This window comes from Microvirga splendida, assembly GCF_016427565.1.
Lineage (GTDB): Bacteria > Pseudomonadota > Alphaproteobacteria > Rhizobiales > Beijerinckiaceae > Microvirga > Microvirga splendida.
Genome location: NZ_JAELXT010000033.1, coordinates 39,383 through 49,510, shown reverse-complemented (window position 1 = coordinate 49,510; position 10,128 = coordinate 39,383). Strand labels below are relative to the sequence as shown.

Annotated in this window: 10 protein-coding genes and 1 tRNA gene; 9 read left to right on the top strand and 2 right to left on the bottom strand. The window is 64.7% G+C overall.

The genetic code is table 11. The annotated features are described in order from the left end of the window. On the top strand, positions 1 to 104 hold a 104-nt coding region (locus JAO75_RS25530), incomplete at its 5' end, for a DNA translocase FtsK (RefSeq protein WP_199051118.1). A gap of 79 nt (positions 105 to 183) precedes the next feature. Here JAO75_RS25530 and JAO75_RS21100 read toward each other — a convergent pair. Beyond that, positions 184 to 591, bottom strand: a complete 408-nt coding sequence (locus JAO75_RS21100) for a DUF1236 domain-containing protein (RefSeq protein WP_199051117.1) — start codon at positions 589 to 591, stop codon at positions 184 to 186. Between the two features lie 179 nt (positions 592 to 770). On the opposite strand from JAO75_RS21100, the gene JAO75_RS21095 reads away from it, so the two are divergent. From JAO75_RS21095 to JAO75_RS21065, 7 genes are all read left to right on the top strand, one after another. Then, the gene (locus JAO75_RS21095; protein WP_199051116.1) at positions 771 to 1,529 is read left to right on the top strand and encodes an SDR family oxidoreductase; all 759 of its coding nucleotides are present in this window, start codon (positions 771 to 773) and stop codon (positions 1,527 to 1,529) included. Between the two features lie 224 nt (positions 1,530 to 1,753). Beyond that, positions 1,754 to 4,654 carry a penicillin-binding protein 1A gene (locus tag JAO75_RS21090; RefSeq protein WP_199051115.1) on the top strand — a complete coding sequence of 967 codons (2,901 nt, stop codon included), beginning with the start codon at positions 1,754 to 1,756 and terminating at the stop codon, positions 4,652 to 4,654. Next, positions 4,654 to 5,694, top strand: a complete 1,041-nt coding sequence (locus JAO75_RS21085; protein ID WP_199051114.1) for a hypothetical protein — start codon at positions 4,654 to 4,656, stop codon at positions 5,692 to 5,694. The genes JAO75_RS21090 and JAO75_RS21085 overlap by 1 nt, the downstream gene beginning before the upstream one ends. A 481-nt stretch (positions 5,695 to 6,175) precedes the next feature. Beyond that, on the top strand, positions 6,176 to 6,571 hold the full coding sequence (locus JAO75_RS21080; protein WP_199051113.1) for a VOC family protein: 396 nt from the start codon (positions 6,176 to 6,178) through the stop codon (positions 6,569 to 6,571). A gap of 44 nt (positions 6,572 to 6,615) precedes the next feature. Further along, positions 6,616 to 7,119 carry a peptide deformylase gene (locus JAO75_RS21075; RefSeq protein WP_199051112.1) on the top strand — a complete coding sequence of 168 codons (504 nt, stop codon included), beginning with the start codon at positions 6,616 to 6,618 and terminating at the stop codon, positions 7,117 to 7,119. Positions 7,120 to 7,154: 35 nt separating this feature from the next. Next, complete coding sequence (locus JAO75_RS21070; protein ID WP_199051111.1) at positions 7,155 to 7,379, top strand: hypothetical protein; 225 nt, start codon at positions 7,155 to 7,157, stop codon at positions 7,377 to 7,379. Between the two features lie 147 nt (positions 7,380 to 7,526). Further along, positions 7,527 to 7,603: transfer RNA gene (locus JAO75_RS21065), tRNA-Asp, on the top strand. Positions 7,604 to 7,749: 146 nt separating this feature from the next. On the opposite strand, the gene JAO75_RS21060 is transcribed toward JAO75_RS21065, so the two are convergent. Then, positions 7,750 to 9,717, bottom strand: a complete 1,968-nt coding sequence (locus JAO75_RS21060; protein WP_199051110.1) for a PhoX family protein — start codon at positions 9,715 to 9,717, stop codon at positions 7,750 to 7,752. A 125-nt stretch (positions 9,718 to 9,842) separates the two neighbouring features. Here JAO75_RS21060 and JAO75_RS21055 point away from each other — a divergent pair, with 125 nt between their 5' ends. Beyond that, positions 9,843 to 10,103, top strand: a complete 261-nt coding sequence (locus JAO75_RS21055; protein WP_199051109.1) for a hypothetical protein — start codon at positions 9,843 to 9,845, stop codon at positions 10,101 to 10,103. Positions 10,104 to 10,128 lie beyond the last annotated feature (25 nt).

Here is a 10,128-nt window from a genome sequence, read left to right as displayed (position 1 = left end):
CGGCCTCGCTCATGGAGCGCATGGAGCAGGAGGGCATCGTCGGTCCCGCAAACCACGCCGGGAAACGCGAAATCCTGATGACCCACCTGGATATGGACGACTGATCCGCTCACGAAGCGCATGCACAAAGGAAAAGGCGGCCCGCAAGAGCCGCCTTTCCTGTTTTCTGAAGATGCCGCCTGATCAGTCGACGACCTGGACCACGGTCCGGGTCTGCGGATCGACCAGCACGGTCTGATCGTTCACGACCGTATAGCTGTAGTTGTTCCGCAGGCCGACGGTCGGCGGAACGGAGTAGAGCCTGACACGCGGCGGCAGAGGCTGGCCGACGACCACCTCCTCCGTGACGCGGATCGACGGGCGACGCTCGGCGACAGCATAGCTGCGGACGCGGGTCGATTCCTCGGCCGTGAGCACTCCGCCCACTGCCGCGCCGGCGACACCGCCGACAACGGCGCCGACAGGCCCGCCGACGATAGCACCCGTCACGGCACCGCCTGCGGCGCCCGCAGTCGTGCCGCTCTGGCAGGCGGCGAGGGGAAGAGCCAAGATGGTCAACAGGGCAGCCGAACTTAGGACGTGATTACGCATGGCGGATTCCTTTCCGATTAGCACCATGCGAACGCGGGACAGCTTGGCTGGTTCCCTGAGGCTGCAGAGACTGCCCTTATCGCTGGGGAAAGATGAGAGCGGGCGACGCTTGCGCCTTGCCGTCCGGGCTCCCGAATGCATCTCTCATGGCAGACGGGCCAGGGATGAAGGAGGGCATGATGGCGGAACGCTCCAGGATTGCGATCGTGACGGGGGCTGGCACCGGCGTGGGCAGGGCCACCTGTGCAGGGCTGGCGACGGCCGGCTATTCCGTTGTGATGGCCGGGCGCCGCCGGGAAGCCCTCGAGGACGCGGCGCGTGACATCGGAGGAGACGGCCGGGCGATCCTCATCGTGCCGACCGATGTGACGGACCCAGTCTCCGTGGCGGCTCTTTTCGCCTCCGCCAAGCAGGCCTTCGGGAGGCTCGATCTTCTGGTCAACAATGCCGGCATTGGCTCACCCGCCGTTCCGCTGGAGGAGATCCCCTTCGAACAATGGCAGAAGGTGGTGGACACGAACCTCACGGGAACCTTCCTGTGCACGCAGGAGGCCTTCCGGATCATGAAGGACCAGAACCCGCGGGGCGGGCGGATCATCAACAACGGCTCGGTCTCGGCCTATGCCCCGCGCCCGCTCTCCGCGCCCTATACGGCCACCAAGCACGCCGTCCTGGGACTGACCAAGTCGACCTCCCTCGACGGCCGCCCCTATGACATCGCCTGCGGCCAGATCGATATCGGCAATGCGGCAACCGACATGACCGCGAAAATGGCGGAAGGCGTGCTGCAGCCCAACGGCACCGTGGCGCCGGAGCCCAGGATCGATGCCAAGCACGTGGCCGATGCGGTGGTCTACATGGCCGGGCTGCCGCTCGATGCCAATGTCCTCACTATGACCGTCATGGCGACCAATATGCCCTTCGTCGGGCGCGGGTGAGACACATTGCCGTGACCCCTGCGGCTACCTCTGGGATGTAAGCTCGGCCGCCCCATTTCATTGACATGGGCGGTCCCAAAACAGCCGCGATGGTCGGCTTTCATTCATCCGGACTCAGGCAGGGTTCGTTCCGGCAGTCGGGGCGCGGACAAATCGTTCGGGCCCATGATCCTCTCTTGAGGTGGATCTTCTCTTGGGGTGAATGATCCGATGATGGCGGCGGAATGAGCGCAATCCTCGTCAAGATTTTCGCAACGGCCCTGACCTTGACCCAGGTTCTCGTGGACCCGGAGGCGGTCAAGACGAGCTTCGATCCCGCCCGGGATCAGGCCGAGGTATCCGAGATCCTCAAGAGCGGCTGCACCTACATGCGCCGGGCCTTCGACATCGAGGACATCAATCTCGACGACCTCATCGCGACCGCCATGGACGACCCGCAGGCCGTCACGGGGGATCTGAAGGTTCTGCAAGGATTGAGCTTCAACGACCTGCACGCGAGCTACCGCCAGTTCTGCAAGGGGGAGACGGTCGAGCCCCCGCCGGTCGATCTCGGCGAAGTGATCTCCTACTACAATGCCGCCGTGGCCGGGCTGCCCGATGCCGGGAAGCTGAAGGGGTTGAGGCTGCCGGGCGTCAGCGTGATCCTGGATGGCAACGGCAGGCGTTTCGCCGAGGTCTTCGAGCCCGACCACCGCCGCATCTGGGTTCCATTGACCGATATTCCCAAGAGCGTGCAGCAGGCCTTCGTCTCGGCGGAGGACAAGCGCTTTCACCAGCACCAGGGTATCGACGAGCGCGGCGTGATCCGCGCCTTCATGAGCAACATGGCCAATCCGGGGCGTCCTGCCGGAGGCTCCACCATCACCCAGCAGGTGGCGAAGAACCTGCTCGTGGGCGACGACGTCACGTATGACCGCAAGATGCGGGAGATGATCGTGGCCTCGCGCATCGAGCGCGTGCTGAGCAAGGCGGAGATCCTCGAGATCTATCTCAATTCGATCTATCTCGGCCGCTCCTCCTGGGGCATCGAGATGGCCGCGCAGAGCTATTTCGGGAAAAGCGCCAAGGCGCTGTCCGTCGCCGAGGGGGCTCTTCTCGCCGGACTGGCCAAGGGGCCGAACTACTACAATCCCGACACGAAGCCTGAGCGCGCCCAGGAGCGGATGGCCTATGTGCTGAGCCGCATGCAGGAGGACGGTTTTCTGAAGCCCGATCAGGTGCAGCAAGCAATCGCCTCGCTGCCGCGCCGGGTGCCTTACGAGCGGACGCGACGCACGACGGGTTTCCACTTCGTCGATCACGTCAGCCGCGACGCCCGCACGCTCGCCGATATCGAGAGTCTCACGGCCGGCGGCTATGCGGTGCGTACGACCATCAACGCGGCCCTGCAGCGGGAGACGGAGGCTGCTCTCCAAGAGGGCCTCGCCCGCTACGAACTCAGCATCGGGCGGCAGCGCTACCAGGGGCCCGAAGCCAATATCGCCGAGGCGGTGAAGACGCTCGAGGCCAGCAAGGATCCGGATGATAAGGCCCCGGTGTGGCAACGTGCTCTCAAGGCAGTACGCCTGCCGCTCTACGACGTGCACTGGCCCGCCGTCGTGGTGATCGAGAAGGGCAGGAATCGCAAGACGGGAGCGAACATCCTGCGGGTGGGGTTGGCGGATGGGCGCGTCCTGCCGCTGAACGCCTGGGAGGCGGCTCGCCGGGAACTCAAGGTCCATGATGTGGTGCGGGTTCGGGTCGTCGAGCAGAAGGGCAAGGGAGCGGTCCGTGCCGAACTGAGGACACCGCCCTCGGTGCAGGGCAGTGCCGTCGTCCTGGAGAACAGGACCGGCCGCATCCTCGCCATGACGGGCGGGTTCGCCTATCCCCTGAGCCAGCTGAACCGGACGACGCAGTCTCACCGGCAGCCGGGCTCCGCCTTCAAGCCGCTCACCTATCTCGCGGCCCTGTCGAAGGGGTTGCAGCCCAACACGCTGATCTGGGACGCTCCCCTGACGCTGCCTCCCGTGGGTGGCGACGCCCATGCACGGGCTGGAGATTACTGGAGCCCGAAGAATTTCGACGGCGGCCGCTCGGGCATCATGACCTTGCGCAGGGCGCTCGAAAACTCGAAGAACCTCGTCACGGCGCGCCTGCTCGATGGCGCCATCGAGCCCTCACCGGAAGAGAGCCTGAACCGGGTCTGCGAACTCGCCCTCGAGGCGCAGCTCTATCTGGAATGCACGCCGCATTACCCGTTCGTGCTTGGTGCGCAGCCCGTTCGCATGCTCGATCTCGCGGCGTTCTATGCGGCCGTCGCCAACGAGGGCGCCATGCCGGTGCCCCATGCCATCGAGGCGGTGGAGCAGAATGGACGGATCGTCTACGGCCGCAAGGCGCGTCCGCTGACCCGGCTGGGCTCCGCCGATGCCGCTGCCTTCTATCAGTTGAAGAGCATGCTGCAGGGCGTTCTTGAGCGCGGCACGGCCCGCTCCCTGAAAGCGCTCTCCCCCTATGCCGGCGGCAAGACCGGAACGTCGGACAACGAGAACGATGCCTGGTTCGTCGGCTTCACCAACGACGTCACCATCGCCGTGTGGGTCGGGCATGACAATGCGGAGGGCAAGCGCCGCACGCTTGGGCGCGGCCAGACGGGCGGCAAGGTGGCGGCTCCCATCTTCCAGTCCATCCTCCAGGCCGCCTGGGAGCACCATGCGCCGAAGGCGCCGCTCAGCCCGCCGTCACCGCAGGCCGCCAAGCAGCTCATCGCCCTGCCGATCGATCTCAACACCGGCGACCGGCTGACGGATGGGCGGAAAGGGTTCATGGAGCATTTCCGCCTGAACTGGTTTGGGCGCTTCGCCGAGACGCAGTTCCGCCTCGTGCCGCAGTCGGAGGCCTATGCGTTCCGAAACCCGGATCCCTGGAGCGACGGGGAGGACAGGGGAGGTGCGGGCTATTACGAGGAGGGGCCTTACGCGCAGGGCCCCGGTTGGCTCGAAGACCCGCGCCAATATGCTCCTCCCGCACGCCGTCACGTCGAGCCGGAGCGCGGCTTCCGCTGGTGGTGGGAAGATGAGGCGCCCCGCAGGCCGAGGCGGGTGGATCCGGATTACTTCTGGCGCAACGGACAGGTTTACTGATGATATTGCAGGTTTTCGTCAGGCGTTCGCTGGTCGCCACTGCGGCTCTCTTCGTCTCTGTGGGAGGATCGGCAGCGGCGGAGTTCCGCATCGAGGAGGTCCCGTCCGTCACTGCGGTCGCTCCCGCGAAACTGAAGCCGAGGACCATCGTGTTCAGCGATCACGGCGACGACAAGCTGACCGATGCAGGGACGAGCCTGATCCGCTTCGAGGATTGGAGTCGTGAGCGGCCCGTGCAGAAGCAGTTCCTCAGCCTCTATCCGGGTTATGCGGAGCCCACCATAAAGGTCTCGGTGCATGGGATCCCGAAATCCTACACCGAAAAACTCCACATGTATGTGGTCGAGGCTCGCTTCCTGATCGACAGGGCGCCCGGATCCGTCGACCTCGCTCGCTTCGCGCGCCTCGATACGCTGGAAAAGATCGACCCGTCGATCAAGCATCGCCGCATCGCGGCGGACCAGGCGGCCCCTCAGGTGGATCCGCAGAGCGCCCACAATCGCCACCCGGACCGCCGTTGGTGCGAGGCTCCGGCGAGCCTGTGCATCGAATCCCGCTATCCGCTCGAGGGCAAGCTGCCGGTCGGCATCCGCCTGGCCAACAAGCTGGAGGAGGGCGGCAAGAAGATCTCGGAATTCATGGAGTTCCAGACTGAAATCCGCGTCCTGCCGCCCGAGGAGATCGACCGGGCCGTCCTCACCAAGCTGACGGCACTGGATGCCCCCATCTCTGGCGTGCTGCAGCAGACGATCTTCAGCGTGAACCAGGTGATGCAGTTCGGAAAGCTGCTCGCAGTCCTTCAGGAGCATCCTGCCGATCCGAACAGAACGGTGGCGACGGTCTTCATGGCCCTGGCTGTCGAGACCGACGTGCTGGAGCGAAAGAAGGAGTTCGAGAACGTTCCCGTGCTGCGCAATCTCATCCCGGCGCAGGTTCTCATGGGCAAGAGCTCGTTCAATTCCGGCAATTCCATCAGTGCCGGCCTTCCCGACTACGTCCGCAACCGCATCCGCGCCATTGCCGATCTGATCGGGCGGTGAGTCGAGCTTTTCCGTCTCAGAACAGAAAAAGCCCCGTTCGAACTAGGCTGAACGGGGCTGTAAGTCTGCGGAGGCGACAAGGGGTTGCGGGGAATGGTGCCTCCGTACCGAACCAAGCGCCGATCCTGTTCAAGGTTCCTTTGCACTCCCCATTTTCGAACCTTGGCGGGCATCAAATTTCCTTGATTGCGCCACGATTGGGGCTCTGACTGAGTTGCCGGCTTCGTCAGGTCAGGTGTGGTGGAACGCCGCACGCGCGTCACGTTCCCGCCTCGGTGGTTGTCGGAGCCCGGCAGTCAGCGTTTCTTCCTCCCGAACTTGCCTTCCCCGGTCGCACCGGGGAAGGCTTTTTGTTGAACCGGAGAAGGGCAGGAGCCGATTTCCTTCCGTTCCGCTCAGGACGCTGCTATCTCCCCGATCAGAATTGTCCTCCTGGGCCAGGCGCGCGAGCCGGACGGCCAACGCAGAAGGTGTGCTCCCTATGGCCAAAGCCATCCATTCCATGATCCGGGTGCTGGACGAGCAGCGCTCCCTTGGCTTCTATGAGAAGGCTTTCGGGCTCATGGTGGCCGAGCGTCTCGCGTTCGAGGGCTTCACGCTGGTGTATCTGAGCAATGCCGAGAGCGAGTTCGAGCTCGAGCTGACGATCAATCACGCACGGCAGGAGCCTTATGCCATCGGTGACGGCTACGGGCACCTGGCCCTCTCGGTGGATGACCTCGATGCCGAGCATGCGCGCCTTGAATCCCTTGGCCTCAATCCGACGCCGCTGAAGGAGCTGATGCTGGAGGGCAGGCCTCCGGCGCGGTTCTTCTTCGTGCAGGATCCTGACGGCTACAAGATCGAGGTGCTTCAGCGCGGCGGCCGCTACAAGTAGCGCGAGACGTCCCCTCCATCGGTTGTGTCCCAGAGAGAGATCGCGTGGCCCTTCGTCCGATCATCCGCTTTCCCGATCCGCGCCTGCGCCAAAAGGCCGAAGCGATCCCCGGCATCGACGACGAGGTGCGAACGCTGGCGCGGGACCTGGCCGAGACCATGCATGCCGCTCCGGGCATCGGCATCACGGCGCCCCATATCTGCGTCCTCCGACGGCTCGTGGTGATTCAACTCGAGGGCGGCACCGAGCCCCACGTTTCGGTCAATCCGGAGATTGTCTGGTCCTCGCCCGAGATGATCCGGCATGTGGAGGGAAGCGTCTCCATGCCGGGCGTCACCGACGAGATCGAGCGACATGCCCGCGTACGGGTGAGATACACAGGCCTCGACGGCCTGGAGCATGAAGAGGAGGCGGAGGGCCTGATGGCTGTCTGCCTCCAGCACGAGATTGACCAGCTCGACGGCATCTTCTGGATCGATCGCCTGTCCAAGTTGAAGCGCGACCGTTTGATCAAGCGGTTCGACAAGCTCCAGCGCGTCAGGGCCTGACGGTGGAGCCGCGCTGATGATGGAGTTCTGTAAACGTGGTTGAAGTTTATCGCATCGAATCCGTCGCCTCCGAGGAGGCGGGCGGCGGCGTCATCCGCCGGATCCTGGTTCGCACCGACTCCGTCGAAAAGGCGAAGGAGCGGGCGTTGAAGGTCTTCTCCCTGGCACGGCGGCCCCAATCCCGAGACCTGGACGTCGAAGCCGTGCGGGTGCTCGACGGCGCCGGCTACGAGGTCTTCTCGATCAGCACCAGGGACTGATGCCTGATCCGAGTGAGCCGTTTCCTGTCCACGGCGCCGGGCTTCTGGGGATAAGCCAAACATCATTTGACAGCGCGCCCAATCACCGGTACGAGCGCGCTCCATCGCGAGAAACGCCCGCTCGGGCACGCGATGGATGAGAAATGCGCGGGCGTAGCTCAGTCGGTTAGAGTGCCGGCCTGTCACGCCGGAGGTCGCGGGTTCGAGCCCCGTCGCCCGCGCCACTCTCCCCCTGGCTGCGATGAGAGCAGCAATCTTCGAATAATCGAGAGACGCCGCGTCAGCACCCCGGTCGGCAGGCATCCTGTCTGAACGAACAAGGGAGCCGCAGGGCTCCCTTGTCGTCTTCGTCTTGGCGATACCTGCGTCCTCAGGCGATCTTGCCGCCGCCCTGCTTGGTGATGACCAGCACGGAGGGACGTACGGGCATGTTGTCCTTGAAGTCAGGCCAGCGGGTCGCCGGGTTCTCGAACGTGGACATGCCTTCATCGACCTCGCCCGGGTGCTGAACCGCGAGGAAGAGCGATTCGTCGTTGGGCGTGAAGAACGGGCCGCACAGCTCGCCGCCGACCGGCACGCGGAAGAAGTGCTTTGACGTTCCGCGGCCTTTGCCCTGGGTTTGCAGCGCCCAGAGGCCGTCCGCCCGGCCCGTCGCCTTGGCGTTGTTGCCGTCCGTGGAGATCCAGAGGCGGCCCTGGCTGTCGATGGCGCAGTTGTCCGGCATGCCGAACCAGCCGTTCTTGGTGGTCTCCGACGAGAACGTCGCGCCGACGGCGGCCACGGAAGGGTCGCCGCACTTCACGAGAACCTCCCAGGTGAAGTCCGTCGCCGCATGGTTGCCGCCCTCCGGCATCATCTCGACGATGTGGCCGAATGCGTTGTTGGCGCGCGGGTTGGCCGCGTCCACCTGGTCTTCCTTGCGCCGCGTGTTGTTCGTCAGCATGACGTAGACACGGTTCGTCTGCGGGTTTGCCTCGATATCCTCGGGGCGGTCCATCTTGGTGGCGCCGAGAAGGTCCGCAGCCCGGCGGGTCTCGATCAGCACGTCGGCCTGGCTCCTGAAGCCGTTGGCCTCGGTGAGCGGCCCCTGGCCGTGGACCACCGGCAGCCAGTTGCCAGTGCCGTCTGGGTTGTACTTGGCGACGTAAAGAGTGCCCTCGTCAAGCAGGCCGAAATTGGCGGCGCGGTTCTGCGGATCCACCTTGCCGGCGGTGACGAACTTGTAGACGTAGTCGAAACGCTCGTCGTCGCCGAGATAGACCACGTAGTGGCCGTCGCTGTTGGTGATGCCGGCGGCACCCTCGTGCTTGGTGCGGCCCAGCGCCGTGCGCTTCTTGGGCACGAAGTTCGGATCGAAGGGGTCGATCTCGACCACCCAGCCGAAGCGGTTCGGCTCGTTGGGCTCCTTGGCGAGGTCGAAGCGGTCGTGGAACTTGCCCCAGGCATAGGCCGGGGTGCCGATGCCGTAGCGCTTGTAGTTCTTGGCCTCGGGATGATCGTCGGAGAGCTTGCCCCAGAAATAGCCGTTGAAGTTTTCCTCGCAGCTCAGCCACGTGCCCCAGGGGGTCACGCCGCCGGCGCAGTTGTTGACCATGCCGCGCACGTTGCGGCCGCTGGCATCGGCGGATGTCTTCATGCGCTCATGGCCGGCGGCCGGTCCCGTGATTTCCATCGGGGTGTCGGCGGTGATGCGGCGGTTGTATTTCGAATCCTTCACCACCTGCCATTTGCCGTCGGCCCGGCGGATCTCGACGACTGCGCCGCCATGGGCGGCGATTTCGATGGCCACCAGATCCGGGGTCATCTTGGAGAAGTTGGCGTCCTTGGAATCCTGCACGCCGACACCCGGGAACATCAGCTCCTCGTTGGTGTATTCATGGTTGGCCACGAGCAGGCCATGGTCGGCCGAACCATTGAGCGGGATGAAGCCGATGAAGTCGGTGTTGTAGCCGAACTGCCGGGCCTGGGCCTCGGGCGTCTGCTTCATCGGGTCGAACTCGGGCGCGTCCGGGAAGAGCGGGTCGCCCCAGCGCAGGAGCACCTGGGCGTCGTAGCCCTCGGCCACGTGGTGGGTGTGGTCGACGCCCGCCTCGATTTCCTTGAAGTCGAACGAGATCGGATTGGAGGCCTTCCTGGCCGGCTGCTCGTTGGCCGCCAGGGCCCGGTGGCCGACGGTCGCCGAGATGGCCGCCACGGCCAGCGGGCCCCGCAGAAGGTCGCGCCGGTTGAAGCGGGTCGCGATGATCTCGCCCATGGTGAGGTTATGCGTCGGGTTGACCCCGACATCGCCTGAATCTTCCAGCTCGCTGGCGCGAAGGCGGCCCTTGTGCTCGTCCATATCGGTTTCTCCGTCTTATGTGACGACCATGCTTTAGAACCGTTCCATGTAAGCAGCGTGACAGTTCCGCAAGGAGAGGGGGGGCGGAGCGCGACAACCGGTGCGGGATCCTGTATGGTCCCGGCATGAGCAATGATGATATCTCCGAAATTCGCGATCAGCTGTCCGATCAATGGCAGAAGGTGGCCATCGACCTGATCCGCAAGGGGCTTCCCGCCGACACTGTCTTCGAGACCCTCCTGACCGTGGGGCTGGCGGGGCAGGTCGAGCTGCATGGCAAGCACTTCATGGCCGGCAAGCTCGTGGCCATCGCCGAGCAGCTTTCGGAACAGGTCAGGCGTGAGAAGGAGGCCGTTCAGGAGGCCTCCAAGGCCACGAAGAACTAGGCTGGCCTTCCCGGACGGCCCTCGC